General features: G+C 67.9%; 40 protein-coding genes and 1 other RNA gene. All 41 read left to right on the forward strand.

Annotation, left to right across the window (positions count from 1 at the left end):
* Complete coding sequence (locus tag RGUI_RS12850) at positions 1-2316, forward strand: Mu transposase C-terminal domain-containing protein (protein WP_081533525.1); 2316 nt, start codon at positions 1-3, stop codon at positions 2314-2316.
* A gap of 30 nt (positions 2317-2346) precedes the next feature.
* On the forward strand, positions 2347-3123 hold the full coding sequence (locus tag RGUI_RS12855; protein WP_081533527.1) for an AAA family ATPase: 777 nt from the start codon (positions 2347-2349) through the stop codon (positions 3121-3123).
* Complete coding sequence (locus tag RGUI_RS21265) at positions 3123-3719, forward strand: type IV toxin-antitoxin system AbiEi family antitoxin domain-containing protein (RefSeq protein WP_156882958.1); 597 nt, start codon at positions 3123-3125, stop codon at positions 3717-3719. Before RGUI_RS12855 ends, RGUI_RS21265 begins: the two co-directional genes overlap by 1 nt.
* Positions 3704-4087 (forward strand): hypothetical protein, encoded by a 384-nt coding sequence (locus RGUI_RS12860; RefSeq protein ID WP_253798369.1) that lies wholly within the window; start codon positions 3704-3706, stop codon positions 4085-4087. Before RGUI_RS21265 ends, RGUI_RS12860 begins: the two co-directional genes overlap by 16 nt.
* On the forward strand, positions 4084-4734 hold the full coding sequence (locus RGUI_RS12865) for a DUF3164 family protein (RefSeq protein ID WP_081533529.1): 651 nt from the start codon (positions 4084-4086) through the stop codon (positions 4732-4734). Before RGUI_RS12860 ends, RGUI_RS12865 begins: the two co-directional genes overlap by 4 nt.
* A gap of 11 nt (positions 4735-4745) precedes the next feature.
* Positions 4746-5105, forward strand: coding sequence for a hypothetical protein (locus RGUI_RS12870; protein ID WP_081533531.1), 360 nt, complete (start codon positions 4746-4748; stop codon positions 5103-5105).
* Position 5106: 1 nt separating this feature from the next.
* The gene (locus RGUI_RS12875) at positions 5107-5352 is read left to right on the forward strand and encodes a hypothetical protein (protein WP_081533533.1); all 246 of its coding nucleotides are present in this window, start codon (positions 5107-5109) and stop codon (positions 5350-5352) included.
* Positions 5349-5528: a hypothetical protein gene (locus tag RGUI_RS12880; protein ID WP_081533535.1), complete on the forward strand. Its 180-nt coding sequence runs from the start codon at positions 5349-5351 to the stop codon at positions 5526-5528. The genes RGUI_RS12875 and RGUI_RS12880 overlap by 4 nt, the downstream gene beginning before the upstream one ends.
* Before the next feature lie 21 nt (positions 5529-5549).
* On the forward strand, positions 5550-5819 hold the full coding sequence (locus RGUI_RS12885; RefSeq protein ID WP_081533537.1) for an HU family DNA-binding protein: 270 nt from the start codon (positions 5550-5552) through the stop codon (positions 5817-5819).
* 3 nt (positions 5820-5822) lie between these two features.
* Positions 5823-5900, forward strand: an RNA gene (locus RGUI_RS12890) — hammerhead ribozyme type II.
* Between the two features lie 7 nt (positions 5901-5907).
* Positions 5908-6435 (forward strand): hypothetical protein, encoded by a 528-nt coding sequence (locus tag RGUI_RS12895; protein WP_081533539.1) that lies wholly within the window; start codon positions 5908-5910, stop codon positions 6433-6435.
* Positions 6428-6613: a hypothetical protein gene (locus RGUI_RS12900; RefSeq protein ID WP_081533541.1), complete on the forward strand. Its 186-nt coding sequence runs from the start codon at positions 6428-6430 to the stop codon at positions 6611-6613. Before RGUI_RS12895 ends, RGUI_RS12900 begins: the two co-directional genes overlap by 8 nt.
* Complete coding sequence (locus RGUI_RS12905; protein WP_081533543.1) at positions 6610-6819, forward strand: hypothetical protein; 210 nt, start codon at positions 6610-6612, stop codon at positions 6817-6819. The genes RGUI_RS12900 and RGUI_RS12905 overlap by 4 nt, the downstream gene beginning before the upstream one ends.
* A 1-nt stretch (position 6820) precedes the next feature.
* The gene (locus RGUI_RS12910; RefSeq protein WP_172841143.1) at positions 6821-7174 is read left to right on the forward strand and encodes a hypothetical protein; all 354 of its coding nucleotides are present in this window, start codon (positions 6821-6823) and stop codon (positions 7172-7174) included.
* A complete protein-coding gene (locus tag RGUI_RS12915; protein ID WP_081533547.1) occupies positions 7167-7382 on the forward strand; it encodes a hypothetical protein in 216 nt (71 codons plus the stop codon). Before RGUI_RS12910 ends, RGUI_RS12915 begins: the two co-directional genes overlap by 8 nt.
* Positions 7379-7807 carry a gp16 family protein gene (locus RGUI_RS12920; protein WP_081533549.1) on the forward strand — a complete coding sequence of 143 codons (429 nt, stop codon included), beginning with the start codon at positions 7379-7381 and terminating at the stop codon, positions 7805-7807. Before RGUI_RS12915 ends, RGUI_RS12920 begins: the two co-directional genes overlap by 4 nt.
* Positions 7807-8466, forward strand: coding sequence for a hypothetical protein (locus tag RGUI_RS12925; RefSeq protein ID WP_081533551.1), 660 nt, complete (start codon positions 7807-7809; stop codon positions 8464-8466). The genes RGUI_RS12920 and RGUI_RS12925 overlap by 1 nt, the downstream gene beginning before the upstream one ends.
* Positions 8463-8834, forward strand: a complete 372-nt coding sequence (locus RGUI_RS12930) for a hypothetical protein (RefSeq protein WP_081533553.1) — start codon at positions 8463-8465, stop codon at positions 8832-8834. Before RGUI_RS12925 ends, RGUI_RS12930 begins: the two co-directional genes overlap by 4 nt.
* 78 nt (positions 8835-8912) lie before the next feature.
* Positions 8913-9653: a TIGR02594 family protein gene (locus RGUI_RS12935; RefSeq protein ID WP_081533555.1), complete on the forward strand. Its 741-nt coding sequence runs from the start codon at positions 8913-8915 to the stop codon at positions 9651-9653.
* Between the two features lie 10 nt (positions 9654-9663).
* Entirely contained in the window at positions 9664-9945 is a 282-nt protein-coding gene (locus tag RGUI_RS12940; RefSeq protein WP_081533557.1) for a hypothetical protein, read from the forward strand.
* 17 nt (positions 9946-9962) lie between these two features.
* On the forward strand, positions 9963-10211 hold the full coding sequence (locus RGUI_RS12945; protein ID WP_081533559.1) for a hemolysin XhlA family protein: 249 nt from the start codon (positions 9963-9965) through the stop codon (positions 10209-10211).
* Complete coding sequence (locus RGUI_RS12950; protein ID WP_081533561.1) at positions 10198-10707, forward strand: DUF1804 family protein; 510 nt, start codon at positions 10198-10200, stop codon at positions 10705-10707. Before RGUI_RS12945 ends, RGUI_RS12950 begins: the two co-directional genes overlap by 14 nt.
* Positions 10704-12365: a phage terminase large subunit gene (gene terL / locus RGUI_RS12955; protein WP_081533562.1), complete on the forward strand. Its 1662-nt coding sequence runs from the start codon at positions 10704-10706 to the stop codon at positions 12363-12365. The genes RGUI_RS12950 and terL overlap by 4 nt, the downstream gene beginning before the upstream one ends.
* Positions 12362-13747: a DUF935 family protein gene (locus tag RGUI_RS12960; RefSeq protein WP_172841144.1), complete on the forward strand. Its 1386-nt coding sequence runs from the start codon at positions 12362-12364 to the stop codon at positions 13745-13747. Before terL ends, RGUI_RS12960 begins: the two co-directional genes overlap by 4 nt.
* An 11-nt stretch (positions 13748-13758) precedes the next feature.
* On the forward strand, positions 13759-15303 hold the full coding sequence (locus RGUI_RS12965; protein ID WP_253798372.1) for a PBECR2 nuclease fold domain-containing protein: 1545 nt from the start codon (positions 13759-13761) through the stop codon (positions 15301-15303).
* A 101-nt stretch (positions 15304-15404) separates the two neighbouring features.
* Positions 15405-15971 carry a phage virion morphogenesis protein gene (locus tag RGUI_RS12970; RefSeq protein ID WP_081533564.1) on the forward strand — a complete coding sequence of 189 codons (567 nt, stop codon included), beginning with the start codon at positions 15405-15407 and terminating at the stop codon, positions 15969-15971.
* Between the two features lie 276 nt (positions 15972-16247).
* Positions 16248-17357 (forward strand): hypothetical protein, encoded by a 1110-nt coding sequence (locus tag RGUI_RS12975; protein ID WP_081533566.1) that lies wholly within the window; start codon positions 16248-16250, stop codon positions 17355-17357.
* 12 nt (positions 17358-17369) lie between these two features.
* Positions 17370-17714: a capsid cement protein gene (locus RGUI_RS12980; protein ID WP_081533568.1), complete on the forward strand. Its 345-nt coding sequence runs from the start codon at positions 17370-17372 to the stop codon at positions 17712-17714.
* Between the two features lie 12 nt (positions 17715-17726).
* Positions 17727-18680, forward strand: a complete 954-nt coding sequence (locus RGUI_RS12985) for a major capsid protein (RefSeq protein ID WP_081533570.1) — start codon at positions 17727-17729, stop codon at positions 18678-18680.
* A 10-nt stretch (positions 18681-18690) separates the two neighbouring features.
* Positions 18691-18963 carry a hypothetical protein gene (locus RGUI_RS12990; RefSeq protein WP_081533572.1) on the forward strand — a complete coding sequence of 91 codons (273 nt, stop codon included), beginning with the start codon at positions 18691-18693 and terminating at the stop codon, positions 18961-18963.
* Positions 18963-19145, forward strand: coding sequence for a hypothetical protein (locus RGUI_RS12995; RefSeq protein ID WP_081533574.1), 183 nt, complete (start codon positions 18963-18965; stop codon positions 19143-19145). The genes RGUI_RS12990 and RGUI_RS12995 overlap by 1 nt, the downstream gene beginning before the upstream one ends.
* Positions 19146-19149: 4 nt before the next feature.
* Positions 19150-19584: a hypothetical protein gene (locus RGUI_RS13000; RefSeq protein WP_081533576.1), complete on the forward strand. Its 435-nt coding sequence runs from the start codon at positions 19150-19152 to the stop codon at positions 19582-19584.
* Positions 19581-20000, forward strand: coding sequence for a phage protein Gp36 family protein (locus RGUI_RS13005; RefSeq protein WP_081533578.1), 420 nt, complete (start codon positions 19581-19583; stop codon positions 19998-20000). Before RGUI_RS13000 ends, RGUI_RS13005 begins: the two co-directional genes overlap by 4 nt.
* Positions 20000-20440, forward strand: coding sequence for a hypothetical protein (locus RGUI_RS13010; protein ID WP_081533580.1), 441 nt, complete (start codon positions 20000-20002; stop codon positions 20438-20440). Before RGUI_RS13005 ends, RGUI_RS13010 begins: the two co-directional genes overlap by 1 nt.
* Positions 20437-20583 carry a hypothetical protein gene (locus tag RGUI_RS21270; protein ID WP_156882959.1) on the forward strand — a complete coding sequence of 49 codons (147 nt, stop codon included), beginning with the start codon at positions 20437-20439 and terminating at the stop codon, positions 20581-20583. Before RGUI_RS13010 ends, RGUI_RS21270 begins: the two co-directional genes overlap by 4 nt.
* Positions 20584-20586: 3 nt before the next feature.
* The gene (locus tag RGUI_RS13015; RefSeq protein ID WP_081533582.1) at positions 20587-21513 is read left to right on the forward strand and encodes a phage tail tube protein; all 927 of its coding nucleotides are present in this window, start codon (positions 20587-20589) and stop codon (positions 21511-21513) included.
* A gap of 61 nt (positions 21514-21574) precedes the next feature.
* Entirely contained in the window at positions 21575-21949 is a 375-nt protein-coding gene (locus RGUI_RS13020) for a hypothetical protein (RefSeq protein WP_081533584.1), read from the forward strand.
* The gene (locus RGUI_RS22175) at positions 21895-22314 is read left to right on the forward strand and encodes a DUF1799 domain-containing protein (RefSeq protein WP_253798387.1); all 420 of its coding nucleotides are present in this window, start codon (positions 21895-21897) and stop codon (positions 22312-22314) included. Before RGUI_RS13020 ends, RGUI_RS22175 begins: the two co-directional genes overlap by 55 nt.
* A complete protein-coding gene (locus RGUI_RS13030; protein ID WP_081533588.1) occupies positions 22311-24143 on the forward strand; it encodes a phage tail length tape measure family protein in 1833 nt (610 codons plus the stop codon). The genes RGUI_RS22175 and RGUI_RS13030 overlap by 4 nt, the downstream gene beginning before the upstream one ends.
* Positions 24140-24301, forward strand: coding sequence for a hypothetical protein (locus RGUI_RS13035; RefSeq protein ID WP_156882960.1), 162 nt, complete (start codon positions 24140-24142; stop codon positions 24299-24301). The genes RGUI_RS13030 and RGUI_RS13035 overlap by 4 nt, the downstream gene beginning before the upstream one ends.
* Entirely contained in the window at positions 24298-24966 is a 669-nt protein-coding gene (locus RGUI_RS13040; protein ID WP_081533592.1) for a hypothetical protein, read from the forward strand. Before RGUI_RS13035 ends, RGUI_RS13040 begins: the two co-directional genes overlap by 4 nt.

The raw sequence follows: 24966 nt of genomic DNA on the forward strand, positions 1-24966 counted from the left end.
ATGCCCGACCTGTCAGGGAATTTCTTCACCGCGCGGGAACTGGCCGAAATCGTCCGGGACCGGGGGTTGACCAATTTCCCGTCCACCGAACGAAACATTCGGGCCCATGCAAAGCGCGCGGGCTGGGAAGCCCTGCCGGACACACTTGTGCGGCGGCGCCCTTCAGGCGCCCAAGGCGGGCGGACAAGCTGGGAGTACCATTTCTCGCTGCTGCCCGAGGCGTTGCAGGCCGCGATTGCGAGCCGTCAGGCACATGCGAGCCTGCGGGCACGTCACGACCTGCGGGCCGAGGCGGACCGCAGGCGCGTTCAGGCCATCGGCATGTCCGCGCTGGGGCAAGGTCCACGCCGGGCGATGGAAGCCCGGGCAGAGATCCTGACCGCGATCGACGGCTATGCCACCGCGCACCATCAAAGCCGCGCATGGGCCATTGCCAGGTTCCTGGCTGCCCAGGACCACTGGCAGGCCTGTCAGGAAATCCAGGCACGCCGGGATGCGGGCGAAATCCTGACAGAGGCCGAAGCGGAGCAACTGGCCCAGGTGCCACGCCTGATCGCGCCCAGAACGCTTGACCTGTACGCGGACTATGGCGTGGAGCATGGCGGATTCGGCCTGTCCCCGGCCACGCTGGAAGCCGCGAACGACCGCCGGAAATCGCCCGTGGTCAAGCGCAGCGCGGTCTATGACTGGTTCAAGGCCCGCGGGCGCGACGGGGTGCTGGCGCTGGCACCGGTGCCGCCCAAAGCGGAAGCGCCGATCCCGCCGGCCTTTGCCGATTTCCTGAAATTCTATGCGCTGCCGGGCAAGCCCACGGCGGCGGATGCGCATCGCCAATGGGCCGAGGCCTGCGATGGCGGCACCCCGCCGATGAGCCTGCAACAGGTGCGTTACATCCTGCGCAACCGCCTGAACAATATCGAGAAGCATGTGGGGCGCGAGGGGCTTTTGACGCTGCGTGCGCGCCTGCCCTTTGTCACGCGCACGACCGAGGGCATGTGGCCGACCACAATCTACACCGCCGATGGCAAGACACTCGACGCGGAGGTGGCCGACCCGGTCTCGCACCGTCCGATGAAGCCCGAGATCACCTCGATTCTGGATGTTGCGACCCGCCGATGCGTGGGCGTGGCGGTCAGCCGCAAGGAAGGCGTGATCGCGGTGACCGAGGCGTTGCGCCGCGCGAGTTGCGCGCATGGCATACCGGCCATTTTCTACACCGACCGAGGGCCGGGCTACAAAAACAAGGTCTTCGACGCAGATGTTGGCGGTCTGATGGGGCGGCTGGGCATCACCAAGATGCACGCGCTGCCCTATAACAGCCAGGCAAAGGGCCTTGTCGAACGCTTTCAGGCGCTTTGGAACGATGTCGCCCGGCGTCTGCCGACTTATCTGGGCGCCGACATGGACAAAGAGGCCAAGCAGGTCGTCCACAAGGAAACCCGCGCGGAAATCCGCGAATTCGGCCGGGCGCGGCGCCTGCCCACATGGGACGACCTGCTGGCGCTGATCGACGCGACCGCCGCGGCCTATAACGACCGCCCGCATGCCGGTTTGCCGAAATTCGAGGATCCCGAAACTGGCCGTATGCGGCACATGTCGCCGAACGAGGCCTGGGCCGCGCATGTGGCCGCGGGCTTCGAACCGGTCCCGGTGGACGCGGCCGAGGCCGACGATCTGTGGCGGCCCTACGAGATCCGGACCGCCAGCCGCGGACTCGTCCAGTTCAACACCAACAGCTACTTCCACGCCGCGCTGGAGCCGTATCACGGCGAAAAGGTCTGGGTCGGCTACGACTTCGCGCAAGCCGACAAGGTCTGGGTCCGCGAATTCGATGTGTCCACCGGCCAGCCGGGCCGGCTGATCTGCGTCGCCGACTTCGAGGGCAACGCGCAGCGCTATGTGCCTGTCAGCGTCGAGCAGAAAGCCATCGAAGACCGTGCGAAGGCGCGACTGAAGCGGCTGGAGCGCAAGATCGACGATGTCGAGGCGGAGCGCGATGGCGTTGCGATGCTCGATCACGAAACGCCCGCGCCCTTCTTTGACGCCGCGCTTGCTGAACCTGCGGCCGAGCCGGTGGCGCTGGCAATCGATAACGATGTCGAGGAGCCGGCCGCGATGCCGGCCACACCGCGCCGCCGGGTGTTTGCGAGCGACGAGGAGCTGGCGCTCTGGGCGCTGGACCATCCGGATGACGTGACGCCGGGCCAGATCGGGGTGCTGCGGGAATGTCTCGCCAGCCCGTCGGCACGGGAGCTGTTTCGAATGTCAGGCATCGACCTGGAGGCGCTTCGAACCCTCCTCCGGGACGCCGCCTGACACCCATACGAGCATGAGGGGAAGAATAACATGAAACCCACCTTTGTCGAGACGAGCAACGTGCGCCGCTTCATGGCCGCACTGAAGACGCTGGACGAGCGCGGCGCAGTCGAGGCCTGCATGGTCGTGGTCGACGGCAAGCCGGGCCTGGGCAAGACCACCACGTTGTCGCGCTGGGTCGCCCAGACCGGAAGCGTCTATCTGCGCGCGCAAAAGGGCTGGGATTACAGCTGGTTCATCCAGGACCTGCTGACCGAACTGTCGGTGAGCTATCAGCAAATCCGCGGCAAGCGCGAGCGGTTCGCCCGCGTCTTGCAAGAGCTGCAGATCCGCGCGGAACAGGCCGCGCTTGAAGAGAAGGTCTTCGGCCTTGTCATCGACGAATGCGATCTGGTGTCCAACCGTGGCGAGATCATGGAGGCGATCCGCGGTATCAGCGACATCCAGTTCATGCCGACGATCCTGGTTGGCATGGGACGCCTGCGCGACAACCTGCGCCGGTTTCCCCAGATCGAAAGCCGCGCGCCCAACAAGGTGGAGTTCCTGCCGGCCAGCATCGAGGACGTCACCGCGTTGGTCGAGGGCCGCTGCGAAGTGGCCGTCGCGCCCGACCTGATCGCCTTCGTGCACCGGGTGTCGAAAGGCTACACGAGGGAAATCCTTGACGCGATCGCGGCGATCGAACGCTTCGGCCGCCGGTTCGAGCCGGGCCCGGGCGGCGTGACGCTGGCCGACATGGCCGGTCAGCCGGTCATGAACGACCGATCCACCGGCAAGCCGATCATGGTGCCGGGCGGGGCCGCGTGATGGTGCGGTCCCCCGATAACGGCGTGGCCACGCGCATCCTGCAGGCACTGGACCTGTCATCGGGCGACGGGCGCGCGACCGACGAACTGGCGCACGCGCTCGGTTTGAGCCGCCGGCAGGTGTCGCGTGCCGCGGCCCTTCTGATCAGGCGCGGGTTGGCCGAGCGCCTTGGGCCGGGCTGCTACCGCCTGACCGGCGAAGGTCGGGGGGCCGCCGCCGCCGGGGCGTCGATCACCTCCGGCCCCACCGGCCCGACAGGCGCCGTTTCCCGCCCCGGGAAGGACACGTTCCGCGACCGCGCCTGGCGGTCGATGCGGCAGCGGCGTGCATTCACGGTGAACGATATCCTGTGCGATGCCGCGCGGGACGAAAAGAATAGCCGCAACAACGCGTTAAGCTATCTCGGGCGGTTGCGCCGCGCGGGATATGTGCGCGAGCTTCCGCGGCGCCAGTCCGGCGTTGCCCCGACGAGCCCGGGTTTCAAGCAGTTTCTGCTGGTCAAGGATACCGGCCCGCTTGCGCCGGTCTGGCGGTCGCGCCGCGGCTGCCTGCACGACCCCAATATCGGGGAGGATGTGCCATGCGTGACGGCCTGAACCTCGGCCTCGGCGATCCCGAATGGGTCGGGCTGCTGCGCGCCGAACGCGACGGCGGCAAGAGCGTCAGCCAGATCGCGCGGGAATGCGGCATCGCGCGCTCCTCGGTCTCGATGCTGATTGCCGGCACCTATCCGGCGCAAAGCCTCGACCTCGCCACGCGCAAGCATGGCGCCCGCGTGGTGGCGCTCTACCGCGACGCGATCCTCTGCCCGCATTTGCGCAGGGGCATCCCGGCCGAGGAATGCCGCCGCCAGGCATCGGCGCCGATGTCGACCTCCAATCCCGACCGGCTGCGGCAATGGTCCGCCTGCCGACGCTGCGATCTCAACCCGCTCACCCTGACACAGGAGGATCCCAAGTCATGAGCGACTTCACCCCCGCGCCCCTGCCCGACCCGACGGTCGAGGTCGGCGGCCAGAAGTATTTGCCCGACGCTTCGGGTCGATTGACGCCCGTCGAGGCGATCAAGCCCCAGCACATGCTGGAGCACGAAACTGTCAGGAAGATCATGGGGTTCGCCCTAGCGTTGTCGGATCAGGTCGCGCGCTTCAAGGGGCATGCCTTCGAGGACCTTGGCGATTTCGACGCGATCCTCGAACAGCAATACGACCTGAAGAAGGGCGGCAAGAAGGGCAACCGCACCTATTCGACCGTCGATGGTTGCATGCAAATCCAGGTGCGCAATGCGGATCTTCTGGATTTCGGGCCCGAGCTGCAGGTCGCCAAGGGGCTGGTCGACGAGTGCCTCTCCGAATGGGCTGAGGACAGCCGCGCGGAGATCCGCACCATCGTGATGCGGGCCTTCAACGTGGACAAGGAAGGCCAGATCAACCGCTCGGAAATCTTCATGTTGTTGCGGTTGGAGATCGAGGACGACCGCTGGAAACGCGCGATGGAGGCCTTGCGCGACGCGATCCGCATCACGGGGTCGAAGAAATATCTCTGGTTCCGGATGCGCGACTCGGCCGAGGCGCCGTGGACGACGGTCACCATCGACCTGGCCGCGGCGTGAGGGCGCGTGCGATGACCATCTCCCGCGCCGTTTATACCGACGAATACGACCTCGCCCTCGATCTGGCGCAGCAGCCCCGTGTGCTTCTGGGGGTGTTGGGTCACCTGACGGAGATCGCCCATGCCGGGCCTGACGGCCAGCGCATTGCGGCCCGCATCCCCGTCGGCGGCCTCGGCCCGGCCGCGGCGCCGATTCCTGGCTTTCTGCGCCGGCTGGCCGACGAGATCGAAGCCGCGGCCGTGATCCGGGCCGACGGGCAGGCGGTGGAAGAGGCCGATCCGGTGCTGACCGAGGGCGATTTCGCGCATTTCGACCGGCTGACCGGCGAGGCGCTGGACACTGTCGACACCCTGCGGCGGGAGGGCCTCTGAGATGACCGTGGAGGAGTTCCAGGCCGCCCTTCGCGCGCTTTACGACGCGCATCTCACCCGCGTCGGCGACAGCGTGGCGACCCTGCGCGCCGAGGCCGACGAAATCTTCGCCACGGCGGATGTCCTGGCGCTGTGCGCCACATCCACCGACGAGATGATGACCGCCGTGGCGACCGAGCAGCAGCGCATGCATGACGCCATCGTCGCCATGCGCGAGGCACAGGCCGCCGGCGGGGCGCGGCAATGACCTCGCGCGCCCAACTCGCCACGCTGGTGGCGCTCGCTGCCGCGGTCCTCGTCGTTGACGCGCTGGCGATCTATGGCGCGGCGGCCCTGTGGCGCCGCCAGACCATCGCGCCCGCGGCCTGCATGGCCCCGGCACCCCCCGAAAACACCGCCTCCGGCATGCTGCCGGACCTCTGAACCCGAAAGGAGAAACCCGACATGGGCACTGTCAACAAATCCGACATGATCCGCGAAGTGGCCGAGGCCACGGGCCATACGGCCGCAGCCGCGCAGGCGGCCGTGGACGCCTTCCTGGCCGCCGTGAAAACACGCGCGGAGGCGGGAGACACGATCAGCCTGCGCGGCTTCGGCATCTTCAAGGTCCGGGCCCGGCCGGCCCGGATGGGCCGCAACATTCGGACCGGTGAGCCGATGGAGCTGCCGGAATCCCGCAAACTGACCTTCAAGGCCGCGAAAACGAAGGCCTGAGTCCCGCGAAACCCCGCCAGGCCCATCGGTCTGGCGGCGGTCGGCCGGGCGTGGTGGCCCGACCCTGATGAGCAGCCGGAGGTGAGAGATGAGCTATCACATGCGCGACCGCGCCGACGGTCAGATCGAGATCATATTTCTGCGGCCGACGCTGATCGGCATCTTTCCCGACCGCGATCTGGCACGGCGCGTTTGCATCCTGCTGGAGGCCGACGACGAGGGTATCCGGGACGATGATGACGCCGCCCCGACCGAAGCGGATACCGCGCCGGAAACGGCGTCGGAGCGGGCCCCGGAGACACCTGTGGCTCTGCCGGTGCCGGTCGCGCCCCGTCCCACAAGCCCGGCCAGGCTGCCGCCGGCCCCGCCTGTAGAGCTTTCGGAAGAGCAGCGCGAGGCCGCCTTTGCCCGGATCATCGACGGCGAGAAGATCGCAAGGATCGCGCCGGATTTCGGGCTGAGCATGGGCCAGTTGCGCGGCATGTGGGCGCATCACTGCCGCACCGCGCAACGGCATATCGCCGAGGCCGGCCCGCAGGAATGCCGACTGTGCGGCAAGACCTTTACGCCGTCGGTCACCAACCCCGACACCTGCGCCCGGTGCAGCCATGGGTGAGCGGTTTACCTTCCTTCAGATGCTGGCCCTGTCCGGCTCCGCAGTGCGCAAGGTCGCCACCCGCGGCCGCCACGGAACGACGCAGGTGACACTCGACGAAATCGAGGCGCTGGTGTGCCTGGTTGTGGCCTACGCGATGGAAGAGGCGACCCGTCCCGGCCCCGGGGAGAAGATATGAGCGCGACGTTCACTTGGGATGACGACCCCTATGAGGCGCTGACCGTGGCCATGACACTTATCGACGCCGCGCTTGTGGCGCTGGGCGATCACGACGAGGCCCCCGCCCTTCTGGACTGCCGCAACCGCATCAACAGCGAGCGCGTGGCACTGTTGGGCAATGGCGCCGCGCGCCCGTTTTCTGTCGCCGACATGCGGGGCCGTTGACATGCCCGCCCCTCATCCAAGACGCGATACGGTACTGACGCTGGCGCGGAGTGGCGTGCGCCCGGTGGACATCGCCCGCCAATTGGAAATCGCGCATCCCACAGTGCGTAACATCATCACCTGCGCCCGTTCTCAAGGCGCGGACGTTCCGCGTTTCAATCGGCCTCGCGGTCCCGGCTCGGGGCCTCGCAAAGCGCTGCGCGTCCCCCTGACCGGGCGCGCCCGCGCCGATCTGGCCGAAGCTGCGGCGACGCGGGGCGTCTCGCTGCCCGTGCTGTGTTCGCGCCTGCTGGAGGCTATTGCCAGCGACGACATGGCCGCGGCCGTGCTGGACGACGGAGACCCGGATGCCTGAGACGATTTACTCCTCGGCCTCGATCATCGACCGCCGGATGATGCTGGAAGACGCGCTGGCCGCGGCGCTGGACCGCGACGACAATCTGCGGGTCGGCTGGGCCGATGGCGAGCGTATGGTCTGGGTGCCGGCGCGGGGCGACGGGGATGTCAGCTATGGCTTTTCGCTGTGGGATATCGCCTGCGAGATGGAGGCGCGCCTGAAATGAACAGCAAGGCTGTTATCAACATCGCCAAGGGGCAGCTCGGGCTCGACGAAGACACGTATCGCGCGCTCCTGGCCCGCGTCACCGGCAAGGACTCGCTCCGCGCCATGACCGATGCCGAACATCGGGCGGTGATTGCCGAGATGAAGCGGCTGGGATTCCGGCTCAGGTCAGGGGGCAAGTCGATCCCGCCCTCGGTCAAGCCCTACATCCGCCTGCTGCATGCGCTGTGGAAGTCGTGCCACCGTCTGGGCGCCATCGAGGACGGCTCGCGCCCCGCGTTGCGCGCCTTCTGCAAGCGATTCGTCGCCTATGGCGTGGACGACGTGGCCGTGGATCCGGATCTGCTGAGTTACGACCAGGCCCACCCGATCATCGAGGCGCTGAAGAAGATGGAGGCGCGGGCGAAAGCCGCGCAGGAGGGCTGATGGCGCAGAACACAAGCCCCGCGGTCATGGCGCAGCGGCGCGAGCCGAAGGATGCGCTGGACGACTTCCCCACGCCGCCCTGGGCGACGCGGGCGCTGTGCGAGTTCCTGCTGACACTCCCGATCGAGGGTCTTTTCCATCCGGATTTCTGGGTCGTGCGGGAACCCGCCGCGAACCGTGGCTACATGCTGCGCCCCCTGCTGGAATACTTCCGGGTCGTGCATGCGTCCGACGTGGCCGACTATGGGCTCGGCTATGAACTGCGCGACTTCTTGTGGCCCGACGAGCTGCCTGAAGTCCATTGGACGATCACCAACCCGCCTTTCCGGTTGGCGGATCAATTCGTTCGCCGCGCGCGAGAGACCAGCAGGGAAGGCGTGGCAATCTTTGTCCGCACTGCCTTTCTGGAGGGCGCTGGCCGATATCGGGACCTCTTCCAGGTTGATCCGCCGCAACACATCCTCCAGTTTTCCGAGCGCGTGGTGATCCATCGCGGCCGCGTGGTTGAAAAGGGCAGTTCGGCAACTGCCTATTGCTGGCTGGTCTGGCGCGGGCCGGCCACCCCCGGAACGCCGCCACAGTTTCACTGGGTCGCCCCTTGCCGCGCGAGGCTGGAGCGGCCGGGCGACTATGCGCCTCACGGTCGGGTGCGCCCATGACCGCCCCCCATCTGCCCGACTCGCTGATCGACGTGGCCGAAACGCTGGGCCTGCGCGTCGCGCTACGGCTGATGCAGGAATTCGGCGGGCGCGACCTGCGCATCCCGAAAAGCGCGCGGCCCGGTCATCCGCTCGTCAAGGCGCTTGGCGAAGAGGACGCGGCTCGGCTATGTCATTTTCTGGGGGATGCGGTGATCTACATCCCTCACGGCCGCGCGCAGGGCCGCCGCCGATCGGTCGACGAGATGTCGGCGGCAGGTCGCACGCGGGGCGAAATCGCCCGTGCGCTGGGACTGTCAGAGCGCCATGTGCGCCGGCTGGCCAATCGCGGCGACGATCGCCAGACCGACCTGTTTTCCCGATCCTGACACCTGCCGCGGCCGATCGGGCGGACGCATGTCCGGACCGGCCTGTCCGCATCCTCCGGTAGACCTGCGCAAAAGCGCATGAGGCCCCGGGCAATGAGCCTTTCCAAAGACATCGTCGCGACGCAGCAGCAGCGTCTGGTCGATCTCGGATTCTACACCGGTCCGGTCGACGGCATCGCCGGAGAGCGGACGCGCTTTGCCCTTCTCGACTTCAAGGCGGCAAACGGCTTGCGCGCGCGGCCGTATCCGGGCCCGGTAACGATGCAATACCTTTGGCAGCCCGGCGTTGCCTTGCGCCGCCCCGCGGCCCAGCCCCGGCCGGACGAGCCGGCAAACGTCGCCGAGGCCAGACGTCTTCTGGGCGTGCACGAGGCAACGGGGCCGGCAAACAACCCGGTGATCATGGACTGGGCGGAGGAGCTGGAGCAATGGTATCCGGGTGACGATACGCCCTGGTGCGGCTTGTTCGTCGCCCATTGCAATGCCGTGGGCTTTCCCGGTGCACAGCAGACGTTCAACCGGCTGTCGGCGCGTGCCTGGCTGGACTTCGGGCGCCCGGCCGACGCGGATGTGCCGCCGCTGGGGGCCACTTGCGTTCTTTGGCGCACCCACCGAACCCAGAGTTGGCATGGGCACGTGTTCCTGGTCACCGGTCACAGCGGCGAAGCGATCCGCGGAATCGGCGGGAACCAGCGCGACGCGGTGCGCGAGGACTGGTTCCCGCGGTCTCGCGTTCTGGGTCTGCGCGTGCCCGCCGGCACCGATCTTCCGCCGTCACCGCAGGCGGCGACCGGCACCTATTCCACCGATGAGGCCTGAGAGGACCCCAATGACGAACACCTCGCTCCCCGTTCTGAACCCGCTTTTCGCACGCTCCACCGTGGCCGCCATTCTTGCCCTGTTCGGGGTTCTCGGCCCGCTTCTGGGCGGTGGCCTCGGCGCGCTTGCCGCCGACCTGGCCGGCAATGCGCAATCCATCGGCGACGGTGCCGCCGACCTGGTGGCCGCGGTCAACGCCGGCGTCTCCATCGTCGGGGGCGCGTGGATGTGGTGGGAACGCCGTGCCCCGAACTACCGACTTTCGGTTTTGGGCCGCATCGTACCCGACTGACCCGAAAGGCCCGACCGATGACTGAGATCGACCAACACCCGCACGGCATCGCGCAGGCGCACAGGCGTCTCGACGCGCATGAACAGCGCATCGCCTCGCTGGAGACGATGGCCGCCGTTGCCACCGAGCGCGACCGCCAAATCCGCGAAGACCTGGGCACGATCAAGGGCGGCATCAAGTGGCTGATGGTCCTTGTTCTTGGCGGACTGGGTGCCGCGGCCGTCGATTTCATCCTGTCCGGAGGGCTTGCACATGTCGCGCCGTGACAGCCGGGCGGAGATCCGCCGCAAGGTGCGCGCCGACTATATCTACCGGCGCATGCAGCAATCGACCATTGCCGCAGCCCATGGCATTTCGGAATCGACCGTCGGGCGCTGGAAGAAGGCCGACCGGGCCGCCGGCGACGACTGGGACAAGGCGCGCTCCGCCGCCGTGATCGCCGGCGAGGGCGTGGAAGTCGTCGTCTCGACCGTGGTCGAGGACTTCATGCTGCAGGCGCAGTCGATCATGGAGGAGATCAAGCACGGCGGCCACACGGCGGCCGAGAAGATCGACATGCTTGTCTCGCTGTCGGACGCGATGACGAAGATGGCCGCCAGCGCCAAGCGGTTCGCTCCCAACATAAGCGAGCTGGGCGTGGCCCATGACGTGATGAGCCGGCTGCTCGACTTCGTGCGCGAGGAATTCCCCCAGCACAGCCATGTCGTGCTGGAGATCATCGAGCCCTTCGGCGCGCGCCTGTCCGAGATCTACACGACATGAGTCGCAAACCCCGGCAGCGTCCGACGCTCAGCCGGCGGGAGTTCCGCGACGCGATCGCGGACATGGCGGCAGAGTTCGCCCGCCATATCGAGCTGAATGTCGAAGCCTTCCCCGCCGATCCGGAGGCGCGAAAAGCCCGCCTGGAAAAGGTCGAAGGCGACGACGGCTTCCGGTTCTTCGTCGAGACCTACCTGCCGCACTACGTGCGGGGCGAGGCCAGCCTGTTCCACGACCACATCTTTGCCCGCGTGCCGGAGATCCTCGCGTTGGAGCAGGGTGTCAGGGATCTCGTCATCGCCCCGCGCGGGTCGTCGAAATCGACCCATCTGTCGCTCGGCTTCGCGCTTTACTGCATCGTGCGCGGCCTGAAGCGCTACATCCTTGAGGTCTGCGACGTCTACGCCCAGGCCGCGCTTCTGATCGAGGCGATCAAGGCGGAGCTGACAACGAACCCCCGTCTGGCGAACGACTTCCCCGAGGCCTGCGGGCAGGGCCGCGTCTGGCGCGAGGGCGAGATCGTCACCCGCCAGAACATCCGCGTTGAGGGGCTGGGCGCCCTGCAGAAGCTGCGCGGCCGGCGCCACGGACCCTACCGCCCCGATCTGCTGTTTCTCGACGATATCGAGAACGATGAACAGGTGCGAAGCCCCGAGCAGCGCAAGAAGCTGCAGACCTGGGTGGAGCGCGCGGCGCTGAAGGTCGGCCCGCCCGACGGTACGATGGACGTGGTCTGGGTGGGCACGGTCCTGCATTTCGACGCGGTGATCGTGCGCGCCGCGAAATCGCCGGTGTGGAACGTGACCGAGTTCCGCGCCATCGTGCACTGGCCCGACCGGATGGACCTGTGGGACGAATTCGAGGAGGTCTTCCGCGCCGAGGGCGAAGAGGCCGCGCGCGCGTTTTTCGCCGCGCACCGGAACGAGATGGAGGCCGGCGCCGTCGTCAACTGGCCATCGATCCAGCCGCTGCTGTGGCTGATGCTGGAACGTGCGGCGAGCCACGACGCCTTCGCCACGGAATACCAGAACAAGCCGGTGGCCGAAGGCAACCCGTTTGGTGACCTGACCTTCTGGGTGCAGCGGCAAACGAGCTGGATCTTCTTCGGTGCGATCGACCCGAGCCTCGGCAAGAAAGGCCGGGGGCGTGACCCGTCGGCTATCCTCATCGGCGGCTTCGATCGGCTGGAAGGGCGGATGGATGTCGTCGAGGCCTCGATCCGCAAGCGCCTGCCGGACCTGATCATCGCCGATACCATCGCGCTGCAGCGCGAGTATCGCTGCCTGCTGTGGTTCGTCGAATCGGTCCAGTTTCAGGAGTTCTTGCGGACGAGCCTGATGGCCGAGGCCGCGAAAGCGGGTGTGGGCGTCTCGGCCGTGCCGGTCGTGCCCTCGGCCGACAAGGATCTGCGCATCGAACGCCTGCAGCCGCCCGTCGCGGCCGGGCTGATCCGCTTTCACGCGAGTCAGACCACGTTGATCGACCAACTGCAGCAATGGCCGAACGGCGACCATGACGACGGACCCGACGCGCTCGACATGCTGTGGCAGAACGCGCTGCACTACGCCGGCAGCGGAACGGGCGGCGGCGAGGTTCTGACAGCGCCGGCCGTCGGCGGCGACCGGCTGGGCGGCTACCGGTTGGGAGGGCACGGGCGATGAGACTGACAGACCGGGTGCAGGCGGCGATGGCCGCCTTTGCGGGCGATGGCCGGAAGAACCTGCCCACCGCGGCGAAAACGCTGATCGCAACTGCGGCCAACGACATCACCATCCCGTACTTTTCGGGGGTGATGCAGAATGCCGACGCCACGCTGATCGACCAGGGTGGAGGTCGCGGTCTTGCGATCTATGACGAGATCGAGCGCGACACCCACGCCTTCGCAATGCTGCAGAAGCGCAAGAAAACGCTGATCGCGCGCGCCTGGGAAGTCGAACCCGGCGGCGATCGCCCCATCGACCAGGAAGCGGCTGAACTGGTGCAGGAGCAACTCGGGCTGCTGCCCTTCGACCGCATCTGCGAGGATCTGCTGGACGCCACACTGAAGGGCTTCGCGGTTTCGGAAATCGTCTGGATGCGCGATGGTGCGCGCATCCGCCCCGAATGGATCAAGTCCCACGACCAACGCCGGTTCGCCTTCGATTTCGAGGGCAAACTTCGGCTGCTGACCTGGGCGGCGATGCGCCAAGGGGTGTCGCTGCCGGATCGGAAGTTCATCGTCCACCGCGTCGGCGGCAAGGGCAACGCGCCCTACGGCCTTGGCCTCGGCCATCGCCTGTTCTGGCCGGTGCTCTTCAAACGCGAGGGCATCGCCTTCTGGCTGCACTTCCTGGACAAGTTCGCCGCGCCCACGGTGGTGGGCAAATCGCCCTATGGTTCGCTGTCGGACGAACAGCGCCGGCTGCTGGACGAACTGGCCGCGGCGCGGTCGCGGTCCGCCATCGTGGTGCCGATCGGCACGGATGTGGAGTTTCTGGAGGCCAGCCGTTCGGGCAGCGTGACCTATGAGCAGTTCCTCGATTACTGGGACCGCCAGATCTCGATCTGCACCACCGGCGAGACGCTGACCACGCAGGTCAATGACGCAGGCGGCAGCCGCGCCCTGGGCGAGGTGCACCAGGAGATGCTGGACCTGCTGGTCGATTCCGATGGCGATCTGCTGGCAGACACGCTCCGCGATACGCTCACCGCCTGGATTGTCGGTTACAACATCCCCGGCGCAGCGCTGCCGTCCGTCTGGCGCGTGCGTCCCAAGAACGAGCGCGCCGCAGCCGAGATGGGGCAGGCCCGCGCGAAGGCGGCTGAGGATACCACGCGGGCGCTGCGCGCGGTCCTGGCGCAGGCCTCCGAGATCGAGGACGACACCGTGGCGCGGGAATTCGTCGTGTCGTTCGAGGTGACCGATACGCTCCCCGATGCAGCGATCGACGAGCTGGTTGTAGCGCGCCATGCCTTTGCCACCGTGCCGGCGGCCCCTGACCCGGCCGTGACATCCGATCCGACGGCCCCCGCCTTCGCCGCCCGGCTCAAAAAAAAACGGTAACGGCCGGACATGTGTGCCTGGCCGCGCCTGACAGCCCGGCCGCGCAGATCGCGGATCGGGCCGTCGCCGCAGCCGAGCGGCATTTCGCCCGGCGGCTCGCGGCTATCCGTACTGCCATCGAGGGGGCGGATGATTTCGATGCCGCTGGCCGAGCGTTGCTGGAGCTTGCCGCGCGCTGGACGCCCGATGCGCTGGCGGCCCTTTTGGCCCAGGCGATGGACCTGGCGGCCCTTGAAGGGCGCGAGGCGGTTTTTGCCGAGTCCGAGGCGCCCGCGCCCGGATTCGCAGAGCCCGAATTCACCCGGCTCGATTTCGCCGAGCAGATTGCGTATCTGCGTCAGAAACGCGGCAAGCCCACCCGCGCATGGACCGATGCGATGGGGGGAGATCACGACCGCGCCTTCGTCGTGGCGGGCGTGACCGACTTGGCGATGCTGGAGGAATTCCAGGCCGCGGTGATCGCGGCTGTCGAGACGCGGGATATCAAGGGGTTTGCCGCGGAGTTCGACCGCCTCGTCGAGACATACGGGTGGGACTACAACGGCGGCCGCGGCTGGCGCATCCGCACCATCTTCGAGACCAACATCCGAACCTCCTACATGGCCGGGCGGCTGCGCCAGATGCGCGACCCGGAGGTCGTCAAGACCCGCCCCTATTGGCAATACCTGCATGCAGACACGCGGGTGCCGCTCAAGCCGCGCCCGGAACATGTGGCCTGGGACGGGCTGGTGCTGCGCTGGGACGATCCATGGTGGGACACGCACTTCCCGCCGAACGACTGGCGCTGCAGCTGCGGCGTGCGCACGCTCACCGAACGCGACCTGGCGGGTATGGGCAAGGACGGCCCCGACACCGCGCCGGACGACGGCACGCGGACGCACACCCACAAGGCAACCGGCGATACCGTCCAGTTGCCGAGCGGCATCGGCTATGGCTGGGACCACATGCCCGGCGATCTGTGGGAGCGCGGGCTGGTGCCATCTGCGCTGGCGGAGGAGGCGGGCGCGTTGCAGACCGCCGGACGCCACCGTGTGGAAATCGACACGCCCGTCCCGATCGAGGCGCTGATTTCGGCAGCCCGCCCTTTCCGGTCCGCGCGCATGGCCCCGGGCCTTGACGATGAGACCTATATCTCCGCCTTCCTCGAACCATTTGGCGCGACGCTCGATCAGGCCGCAATCTGGACGGATGCGACCGGCACACGCCTGCCGATCTCGGCAGAAATGTTCCGCGGACGGGACGGGCTTCTGAAGATCAGGAAGCGGGGGCGCGAGGTGTTCGCACGGCAATTCGCGGAGGTGCTGCGCGATCCCGACGAGATATGGATCGGAGTCGCGGCCAAGAGAAACGCGATCGATCCGGATGTGGAGGAACTGGTTGTGGATCGCCGATACATCCGGGTCGATCCCGACACCGGGCTATACGCCGTCTTCGAGGTCGGCCGGCGCTGGTGGGAGGCGGTGACAGCCTACCCGACGCAAGACCGAAAGGGCCAACCGACCATCGGCGGGATCGACAAGCGCCGCGGCGGCAAACTGGTGTGGAAACGAAAATGACGGCCGGGGCGATCCAGCCGTCGTTGCGGGGAGCTACCTGGACAATCACCTGTCATCGCGTGCCCGCACCTATAATATAGTGTCAGGAGGCCCTGCCAACAATGGCCGGCATTGTCATTACCGCCGAACTGAAAGACAGGGTCGCCCGCGCGCGGCTGGCTGAAATCCTCGCCACCCTGTCCGACCGCCGGCCGCTGTTTCAGCAGATCGGCGAGCGGCTGCAGTCATCGACCAAAGACAGGTTCCGGAGTGAAAGCGGCCCTGACGGACGGCCCTGGGTGCCGCTGGCGCCTGCGACGATCAAGGCCCGGAAGAAGCGCGGGCGTGCGCAGATCTCGATCCTGCGGGAAACGGGCGTCCTGGCGGGCTCGATCGTGACCCAGGCATCGAACGACGAGGTGCGGATCGGGTCGCCCGTCGCCTATGCCGCGATCCACCAGCTCGGAGGCACGATCAGCATCCCCGCGCGCCAGGGCACGGTCTATTTCGGTCGCAAGCGGAAAACCGGCCCTCGACGCTTCGCAAAGAAGAAGAACAAGACGAGCGAAGCGCATGTCGTCGCGATCCCCGCCTACACGATCACAATTCCCGCGCGGCCCTATCTGGGTCTTTCCATTGCGGACGAAGCCGCGATCGTCGAGGAGGCTGAGGACTGGTTGAGCCGCTGAAAAACGACCATCGCCTGAGCGGCCGCAGAACGCATGAACGGCGGCACGCGCACCGACGCCCCGAAAAAAGGCGGTGCACCCTGTCAGACCCCTGTCAGGATCGCTCTCAGGCCATGTTCCGTCTCATGCCAGCCACTATCGGGGATTGACCGGCCGGCTCAGGCCGCGCCATGCTGCGGACAGGGGGCCCATGCGGCGCCCGGACGGATGTCCGGACCAATGCACCCCCAGCCCCATGCGACAACCGGCGGGACCACCAGCCACCCCCGGTAGACCATGCCCCGCGACCCCGACCGCCTGACTGCCCGTATCGAGGTTTTCCGCCCCGGTACCTTCACGCCGCTGAACGGCGCGCCGATCACTTATTCGGCGGCTGACCTGAAGGCCATTGCGGACAGCTACGACCCTGAAACCGCGCCCGCCCCGATCGTCGTCGGCCATCCCGAGACCGACGCCCCGGCCTTCGGCTGGGTGGAGCGGTTCGAGTACGATGCCGGGGCCGAGCGGCTGAACGCACATCTGGGCGACATCGAGCCGGCCTTCGCGGACCTGGTCAAGGCGGGCCGCTTCCGCAAAGTGTCTATGGCGTTCTTTCGCCCCGACCAGGGCCACAACCCGGTGCCGGGTACCTGGTATCCCAAGCATATCGGGTTCCTCGGGGCGGCTGCCCCGGCTGTCAGCGGTCTGAAAAACGCGAGTTTCGCCTCGGCCGAGGGTGCGATCTTTACCACCGACTTCGGCGCCGGCGAGGAAGCTGCGCGCCTGTTCCGCGGCCTGCGCGATTTCTTCATCGAACGGTTCGGTCTGGAGGAGTCCGACCGCGCCTTGCCGGCCTGGCAGATCGACTGGCTGGAAGATGCCGACGATCCGAAGCCGCGTTTCGCCGCCCCCGCTACCCCCGAAAGCAAGGAGCCCAAAGTGACGAAACCCGATCCCGCCCCCGATGCCGCCGATGCGACCCGCACTGCCGATCTCGACGCGCGCGAGGCCGAGCTTGCCGCACGCGAGGCCGCCGCGGCCCATGCGGAGCACGCCGCCTTCGCGGAAGGCCTGGTGACCGAGGGTCGGCTGCTGCCCGCCTCGAAGGACCAGGTGACGGCGCTGCTCGACGCGTTGCCGGGCGAGGCCACGGTCGCGTTTGCCGAGGGGGGCGAGAAAATCGCACCCGGTGCGGCCCTGCGCCAGCTGCTGGCCGCGCAACCGAAGATCGTCGCCTTCGGAGAGCACGATCTTGGCGACGATCCCGAGGCCGGGGCCGCCGCCGCCTTCGCCGCAGACGGAAAGCCCGTCGACCGCGCCGCCCTCGACCTGCATGCCCGCGCGATGGCCTGGCAGAAAGAGCATCCCGGCACCGACTACATCTCGGCCGTCAAGGCCGTCTCCTGAGGAACCCAAGCGATGCAATATTTCCAGGACGTCCTGACGGTCACCGTCACTGCAACCACCGGGCTGTTCGATGCCTACGACCTGATCGACTTTGCCGGGGCGAAGATCGTTGCCGACGATGCCGCCGTGCTGGGCGTCGCAAAAAGCCCCAACACCGTGATCGGCGATCCTGCCGCGGTGATGGTGCTGGGTACCGCCCGCGTGGCCGCCGTGGGGGCGATCACGGCTGGCACCCAGGTCGTGACCGCGGCCGCCGGCGGGGTGCAGGCCTATGACGACCAGACCCATTCGAACCCCTTCGCCGTGGCGCTGACGACGGCCGCGGACGGGGAATTCGTCACCATCCTGATCCGCTGAAGGACCTGACCCATGCCCCCTGTCAACACTCGTACCGCCGCCGTGATCGACCCGATCCTGTCGACCCATGCCCGCGGCTATCGCAATTCCGAATTCGTGGCGGGCGTGCTCTTCCCGCGCGCCTCGATCCCCAACCGTTCGATGCGGGTCATCAAGTTCGGCAAGGAATCGTTCCGGATGATGAACACCCGCCGCGCGCCCGGCGCCGACAAGAAGCGCGTGCAGTACGGCTATGCCTCCGACCCGGTCAGCCTGCTGCAGGATGCGCTGGAGGCCGTGGTGCCCGTCGAGCACCAGGAGGAGGCCGAGAAAGTGCCGGGGATCGATCTGGGCGCCAATGCCGTCAACATGGCGCTCGACGTCGTCGATCTGGGGCTGGAATACGAGTGTGCGACGCTGGCGCGCAACGCGGCGAATTACGATGCCAACCACAAGGTGGCGCTGGTTGGCGCCGACCGCTGGACCGGCGGCACCAGCACACCGGTCGCCGATATCGACGCCGGCCGCGAAGCGATCCGCCAGGCCATCGGCCGCTATCCCAACACGCTGATGCTGGGGCCCAGCGCGTTCAACGCGCTGAAGGGGCATTCGACGATGAAGGAACAGTTCAAGTACACCTCGTCGCGGTCGATCACGGCCGAGATGCTGGCCGCCGCGCTGGATCTGAAAAAGGTCGAGGTCGGCAAGGCGGTCTACCTGCCCGAGACGGCGGCCGACACGGACCCGGCGACGGATATCTGGGGCGATGACGCGATCCTCGCCTACGTGCCGGAGACGGGGGACAACTTCCAGGTGCCGGCCTATGGCTACACCTATGAGCTGATGGGCTATCCGCAGGTCGAACAGCCCTATTTCGAGCGTTCCAACGACAGCTGGATCTACCCCACCAAGACCGAGCGTCGTCCCTATCTCGTGGGCGCGGAAGGCGGGTTCCTGATCCAGAACGCCGGCGCACCGGCAGCGTAAGGGGCAGGCGATGGTACGCGTGACCCTGACCGGGCCGGCCAAGATCGGGGGCGTGCGCCATGCCCCCGGCGCAGAGGTCGAGGTGGATGCGGCGGTCCTGCGCCATCTGGCGGAGGCCCGGGCCATCGACACGCCAAAGGCCGAAGCCCCGCCGGCGGTCCCGCCGAAATCACCCGCCGAGGTGGTTGCAGAAACAGCAAACCGGCTGGACGCCGCACTGGCCGCCCGTCCGAAGCACCCCCGGCGCAAGGCGCCGCGTCGCGCGAAATCGGCAAAGAGCTGATGGCCTGGCGCTGGAAAGCCCCGGACGGGCGCACGGGCGATGCGTGGGCGACGCAGGGTGAAGCCATCGACGACGCGATCCGCCGCCAGGTGCGGTTCGAGCCGACAGACCTGCACGTGAAAGAACGCGACCAGCTCTGGTCCGGCCTCGTCCGGGCCGGCTGGCGTCTGACCGAGGAGTGACGACGTGACCACCACCGTAACCGTTTCCGCACATGCCGGCTGGGCCGTTCAGGTCACGGCCGTCTGCCCGCGCACCGGCCATCCGGAGCCCCCGCAAACCGTCGCTGCCGGCGAGGAGGGAACCTTCTACGTCCATTCCGGGCAGGACTTGCGCATCCACGAGGTGCAGCCCGAACCCGGGGCCGCAGAGCCCCGGACGTTCGCGGCGCTGCCGGTCGCCGGCTACAGCGCGCAGGACGAAGACAAGGTCGCCCTGGTCAACGCCAACAAGTTCACCGAAGAGGGCATCCTGCGCGTGCTGGACGAGATGAAGGGCGACCCCCAGTTCGATCAGCGCTGGCTGGCCGTCGCCCGCACCGGCATCGAGCAGGGCTTCATGGCGCTCAACCGCGCGATCTTCCAGCCCGGCCGCGTGGCCCTGCCGCAGGATCGGGTATGAGTTACGCCACGCTCTCCGACCTCATCGAACGCGCGGGCGAGGCCGAGATCGTGCAGATCGCCGACCGGGACCGCGACGGTGCGGCCGACGCGGATGTCATCGCCGCCGCACTCGCCGATGCCGACAACGCGATCGACGGCTATCTGGCCACCCGCTACGACACGCCGCTGGACGATGTGCCGGACCTGGTTGTCACCTGGGCGGTCAGCCTTGCGCGCTACACGTTGCACCGCAACGGCGCCCCCGACCATGTCGAGGCCGATTACAAGGCCGCGATCGCTGCGCTCAAGGATGCCGCGCGCGGGCTGATCGCGCTGCCGCTGGCCGCAGGGGGCACCGTGACCGCCGGCGCCGGCGGCACGATGGGCTGCCACCCCGACGAGGTGTTCACCGCGGATCGGCTGAGGGGCTGGTGATGCTGGGCGATATCCTCGCACGTCTCTCATCCACGTTGCCCACCGACCGGTGGGCCGGCGTCGAGATCGCCGAGGACATCGACGCGCTGACCGAACGGGCCGGGCAGGTCGCGACCGAACTGGGGACCGCTATCGTCATGCCCTGGCGCGAGCGGGCCGATCCGAACCCGCTCGCCACCGGTGGGTTCCGCCAACGGGTGGAGGTGCAGTTCGCGGTTGGCGCCGTCGTGCGGCTTTACGATCACCTGATGGGCGCAGACCGCGCGCTGCGCTTCGACGCGCTGAAATCGGATGTCGAGGCGGCTCTGGCCGGGTGGGAGCCCCCGACCGGTTCCGACCCCTGCGAACTGATCGGGGGCGAGGCGAGCCCCGTCGAGACGGGTGTCAGCATTTACGTTCAAACCTGGGCGACGGCCCGTTTCCTGACAGGTGCGCAATGAGTGACCGACCGACCGCCGGCGGCCGCTATCGCCGCGATCCGGACAGCGGAGAGTTGATCCGCGAACCGTCGGCCGCCGCCGCCGACCCCGAAACCGGCCCCCAGACCGAGCCCCCCGAACCGCCGCGCAAGAAAAGGACCTGACCCATGCCCGCTCGCCGCTGGCGCAAGCTCGCCATCCTGCACAAGATCGAAGCGACCGAAGGGGTCGACGCCGCCCCCGCCGCCGCCGATGCCATCGTCGCCACAAATGTCAGCTTCTCGCCGATCGAGGCCGAGGAGGTCCGGCGCGATCTGATCCTGCCCTATCTCGGAAACCAGGGCATGCTGCTTGCCGCCGAATACGGCCGTATGGAATTCGATGTCGAGATTGCGGGCGCGGGCGCCGCGGGCGACGTGCCGAAATACGGCTCGCTCCTGCGGGTCTGCGGCCTGGCCGAGACGGTCAGCGCAGGCGTGTCCGTCACCTATTCGATCGTCGAGGACGGTGTGGAGTCGGGGTCGATCCACTTCAACTCGGACGGCGTGCGGCATGTCTTCCTGGGCGCACGGGCCAATGTGGCGATGTCCTTTGCGCCGTCGCGGATCCCGCATTTTCGCTTCACGATGATGGGCGTTAAGGGCACGGTCGCCGACGTGGCGCTGCCGACCGTGTCCCAGGCGGGCTGGACCACGCCGGTGATCGCGTCGTCGGTCAATACCGCGATGACGCTGCACGGATCGTCGGCCGTGACCGAAAGCCTTGAGATCGACCTGGGCAACACGGTCACGCCCCGTTTCCTGATCGGTGCGGAGCACATGCAGATTGCCGACCGCCAGAGCACTGGCACGGCGGTGATCGAGGGCCGGCACGTCGCCGATTTCGACCTGTTCGGCAAGATCGCCGCCCGCGACCGCGGCGCGCTCAGCCTGGTGCACGGTACGGCCGCGGGCAACATCGTCGAGATCGACGCGCCGGCCGTTGAATTCGGCCGCCCGTCCCAGGGCGAATCCGACGGCTTCGTCACCTATTCCGTCCCCCTCGCTCTCTGCCCCGTTGCGGGGTTGGACGAGCTGACGATCACCGTCCGGTGATCCGCGCCGCGGGCGGCCCCGGTCGGCCGCGGCACCCTGACCAACCAGATCGGAGACCCACATGAAGTTCGTGCTGTCCAATACCGACCGCTATTGGTGGCCGGTCACCGTGCACACCCCCGACCCAGAGAGCCCCGGCGCCTTTGCCGAGCAGGCATTCGAGATGCAGTTCGAGGCCCGGACCACCGACGAGGAACGCGCCGAGCAGGATCGCATCCTCGGCCTGCCCGACATGGCCGCGCAGATCCGGGCCGAGCGCGCGTCTCTCGCCGCCGTCTGCACCGACTGGCGCGGCGTCGTGACGCCCGACGGCAATCCGCTGCCGTTCTCGGCGACCAATCTGGAAGCCGCGCTGCAGAAGCCGTGGGTGCGGCAGGGCATTTGGAACGCGTATTTCGGCAGTCTGGCGGGAGAGGCTGCACGGCTGGGAAACTGACGGCCGCGGCCCGGGCCTGGGCGCTGGCGCGACAGGGACGCACCGACGCCCGCGCGCCGGTCGGGATCGACGCCGATCTCGCGCGGGACTTCGAAGACCTGGGCGTGCGTGTTGCGCCGACCGCAACTTCGGGCGAGGAGCGATTTGAGGTGATGGCCGTGAACTGGCAATCCGTCTGCACCTTTCTGGATGTCGAGACCCAGTGGCGCGCTGCGGCGGGGCTGGCCGGACTGATCTGGCTGGGGCTCGACTATGCCGGCGTCGACGTGGTCTTGCGCCGCCGCGGTCTGCCCGATTCGGTGTTCGCCGATCTGCAGGTGATGGAGACTGCGGCGCTGGCCGCCCTGTCCGAGGGCGCGCCATGACCAAACCGCTTGTCGTCTCGCTCCTGGTCAATGCCGACACCGACGCCGCCCGGGCGGAGATCCGCGGCGTCACGGCAGATGTCGCGGCGATGGGCCCGGCGGTCGAAAGCCTGTCAGGCCCGGCCCAGGCGGGGCTGGCGCCGCTGACGCGCGGGGTGACCGCCACCGGGCAGGCCAGCCAGATCGCGGCCGGGCAGGTCGCCAACCTCGGCTCTCAGTTCAACGACATCGCGATGATGATGGCCGCGGGGCAGAACCCCCTGATGCTGGCCATGCAGCAGGGCACCCAGATCAGCCAGGTGCTGGGCCCGATGGGCGCGCGGGGCGCGGTTTCCGCCCTTGGCGCGGCGTTCCGGACGATGGTCAGCCCCGTCAGTCTCGCCACGATCGCGATCACCGCGGGCGTGGCGGCGGTTGGGCAGTGGGCAATGTCCGCGGGCGCGGCGGGGGAGGAGACGCTGACCCTGGCCGAAGCGACCGGCAAGCTCTCCGATTCGATGGACCGGTTGAAATCGGTGACCGAGACCTACTCGGCCGATGGACTGGTCGACCTGCGCGAGAAGTACGGGGCGGTCACGACCGAAATCCTGAGCCTGGTCGAGGCACAGCGCGAGCAGGCCATGTTCGAGGCGACCACGGCCGCCCGGCAGACGGTGGAAGCCGTCGCTAAAGAGTTGTCGGGGGCATTCCGAGAACTCGGTCGAACCGACTGGATCGACACAAACCGCATCGAATTGTTCACTCGGAAGTTTGGAGTTTCCATTGAGCAAGCCACCGAGCTTCAGACTGCACTGCAAAGAGCGGCTGAGGCGGGCGATTTTGCATCGAAGGCTGCCGCACTCGCCCGGATTCGAGACATCCTTCGCGAGAGTGCCTTAAAAGGCACCGACCTCTACGATTCACTTCTGGACGCCGAAGGCAGCATGCGGGAACTGGCTGCGGCGGCACCGCAGTCGAACTGGCTTTCGGGCATGATCGGCGAGGCGAAGACGCTGGCCACCGCGCTGTGGGATGCCGCTGCGGCACGGGCGGCCGCAGCCGAGAAAGAGGCGACCGACGATGCCGGCAATCCTGTCCAGCCAGGCGTCAATCGTACCTTCCGGCCCAGGCGCGCGCCCTCCTACATGGGGGCGCCAGACAGCGGCGGTTCGTCGGGCGGTGGCGGGGCGCAGGCGGATGCCGCGGCCGATTTGATCGGATCGCTGCAAAAGGAAATCGATCTCCTGCGCGTGCTGGATCCGGTGCAGAAGGCCCTGATCGAAAATCGGGACATCCTGGCAAAGGCAACGGGCGTGCAGCGGGCGAAGATCGAAAGCCTGATCGCGACGCGCGAGCGCGAGACGCAGGCGGCTCAGCGGGCGCAGGAGATGAGCGAGCTTTTCGGGCGGACAACCCTGGACGCCTTCGACGCGCTGATCTTCCGGGGCGGCGAACTGGACGACGTGCTGAACCAGGTCATTGCCTCGCTCGGCCGCGCGGCGATCGAGGCTGCCATTTTGGGCACCGGGCCGCTGGGCGGGCTGTTCGGCGGTGTCAGCATCTTCGGCGGGCTGATCGGAGGGGGCGGCGGCGCGCTGGCGACCGCAGGCAGCGTCACGCCGCTGTTTCCGATGGCAGCGACCGGCGGGCGCATCGTCGGGCCCGGCACCGGCACCTCGGACAGCATCCCGGCGTTTGTCAGCAACGGCGAGTATATCGTCAACGCCGCGGCGACCGAGCGGCACCTGCCCTTGCTGGATGCGATCAACTCCGGCGCGGTGGCGCGCTTTGCCAGTGGCGGGCGCGTGGGGGCGGGGGTGCCGTTGTGCCGGGCGCCGCGATCAACGTGACTGTCCGGGTCGAGGGGGCGGTTGGCGACCGTGACCTGGAAGAGCGCGCCTATGCCGGCACGTCCCGGGCCATCGCCGCGGCGCTCGACCGCTACGACGCCGAACGCCTGCCGCTGCGCATGCGCGAGATCAGTGACGAACCGGAGCGGATCGGATGACGCTGAGCGTTCCCGTTCCCCTGGCCGATTTCTGGGACCGCGTTCCGCTGGCCCAGGGCAGCACGTTCGAGCTGGACGAGGCGATGGAGATCGACCGCACCGCCGGTGGCATCGTCCTGCCCGCCGCGATCGGGGCGCGGCTGTGGTCCGGCGAGGTGCGGTTCGATGTCAGCTTCCGGGCTGAACGCGCCCGCCCGGCTGCGATCCTGACGGCGCTGCGCCGTCCGGGCATGCCGTTTTTCGCCTATGACCGCCGCCGGCCGTACCCTCTGGCCGATCCTGACGGGTCGGCGTTGGGTGCTGCGACGCCGGTTCTGGCCGGGATCGACAGCGCTGACCGGTCGCGGGTCGCCCTGTCCGGCCTGCCGGCGGGATATGTGCTCAGCGCCGGCGACCTGGTCGGCTGGTCCTATGGCAGCGCGCCCGTGCGCTACACCCTGCACGAGCTGGCCGAGGACGCCACCGCCGACGGCGCCGGGGGCACCGGCGATGTCTCGATCGCGCCGTTCTGGCCTACCGGTACCGCAAGCGGGCTGGCGGTCACGCTGATCCGCCCCGCGATCGTCGCCGTCTACGACCCCGGCACATTCCAGCCGGGGCAGGGCCGTGCCGGCGGGATGGAAACCGGCCGCGGCTTCCGCTTCCGTCAGACGCTGGAGTATTGA

This window comes from Rhodovulum sp. P5, assembly GCF_002079305.1.
Lineage (GTDB): Bacteria > Pseudomonadota > Alphaproteobacteria > Rhodobacterales > Rhodobacteraceae > Rhodovulum.